The organism is Streptomyces sp. NPDC057654, assembly GCF_042800135.1.
Taxonomy (GTDB): Bacteria; Actinomycetota; Actinomycetes; order Streptomycetales; family Streptomycetaceae; genus Streptomyces.
Genome location: NZ_JBHVHQ010001351.1, coordinates 1 through 1,449 on the forward strand (window position 1 = coordinate 1; position 1,449 = coordinate 1,449).

At 73.7% G+C, this 1,449-nt stretch carries 3 protein-coding genes; all 3 read right to left on the reverse strand.

Annotated features, from left to right (window positions below):
- Positions 1 to 196 (reverse strand): MarR family transcriptional regulator (locus tag ACFU99_RS43530; RefSeq protein WP_384404296.1); only part of this gene is annotated, 196 nt, incomplete at its 3' end.
- Positions 197 to 308: 112 nt separating this feature from the next.
- Complete coding sequence (locus ACFU99_RS43535; RefSeq protein WP_384404298.1) at positions 309 to 959, reverse strand: response regulator; 651 nt, start codon at positions 957 to 959, stop codon at positions 309 to 311.
- 54 nt (positions 960 to 1,013) lie between these two features.
- Positions 1,014 to 1,449 (reverse strand): sensor histidine kinase (locus tag ACFU99_RS43540; protein WP_384404300.1); only part of this gene is annotated, 436 nt, incomplete at its 5' end.

Genomic DNA, 1,449 nt, shown 5'->3' on the forward strand with positions numbered 1-1,449 from the left:
CCTCGGCCGACGCCTCGGCCACCAGGCCGGTGTCGATCAGCCCCTCGACGACGCCCTCGACCGTCGGCCGGGACAGCCCCGTGGCCTGGACGAGGTCGGTGAGGGTCGGAGCGTCGGCCGCGCGCAGCGCGTGCAGCACGACCGCGGAGTTGATCCGCCGCAGCAAAGACGGGTCTCCACCGGTGAGCCGCCCCACGTACCGCCTCCTTCGTCTCCCCCGTCGCGCACATGATCACCCATTTGTTCGACCGGATGTACATGTGAGCCGGATGCTATCCGGATCAGGACGGCTCGGCGAGCCTTCGATGTCACCCGGGCGCCACGAATCCCGACTCGTAGGCGGCGATCACCGCCTGTGTGCGGTCCCGCGCGCCGAGCTTCGCCAGCACCGCGCTGACATGCGACTTCACCGTCTCGGTGCCGAGGACGAGGCTCCGCGCGATCTCCGAGTTGGACATTCCGCGGGCCATCAGCCGCAGCACGTCCGCCTCCCGGCCGGTGAGCGCGGCCCGCTCCATCGCCTCGCGGGCGCGCTCGTTGCCGTACGAGGCGGCGAGCGCCCGCAGCGCGGCGGGGAACAGCAGCGACTCGCCCGCCGCCACCAGCCGCACGGCGTGCACGATCTCGGACGGGTGGGCGCGCTTGAGGAGGAAGCCGTCCGCGCCCGCGCGCAGCGCGTCGTAGACATAGGCGTCGTTCTCGAAGGTCGTCACGACCAAAATCTTCGGCGGCCGGTCGAGCGAGCGCAGGACGAGCCGCGTCGCCTCGATGCCGTCCAGCAGCGGCATCCGCACGTCCATCGCCACCACGTCCGGCCGCAGCGACCGCACCAGCGGCAGCACCGCGGCCCCGTCGGCCGCCTCGCCCGTCACCTCGATGTCGGGCTGGGCCGCGAGGATCGCCCGCAACCCGGCCCGTACGAGCGGTTCGTCGTCCACCAGCAGCACGGATATCGGCACACGAACACCCTAGGTCTCTTCACCCAACTCCCGCCTCATGTCAGGCGACCCGGCTCAGGCACGCCGCCCCGCAGGACGGGGGAGGGGACTTGCCTTCGGCTCGACTGGGCCGAGCCCGTCGAGCGGCAGCCGTACGCGCACCCGCCACCCGCCCTCGTACGGGCCGGTGTCGGCGTGCCCGCCGAGCAGCGCGGCGCGCTCGCGGATGCCGCGCAGCCCGCTCCCGCCGCCACCGGTACGCGCGTCCGCCCCGTCCAGCGGATTGCGCACGTCCAGTTCGAGTACGTCCCCGGCGACCGCGATCCGCACGGCCACCGGCACCGGGCCCGCGTGCCGCAGCACATTGGTCAGCGCCTCCTGCACGATGCGGTAGCCCTCCCGGGACACCGGCCCCGGCACCGCGTCGAGCGGGCCCTCGATCTCCGCGCCGACCTCGGCCCCGGAACCGCGCGCCGCCGACAGCAGCCGCCGCGCGTCGGTGAGCGCCGGG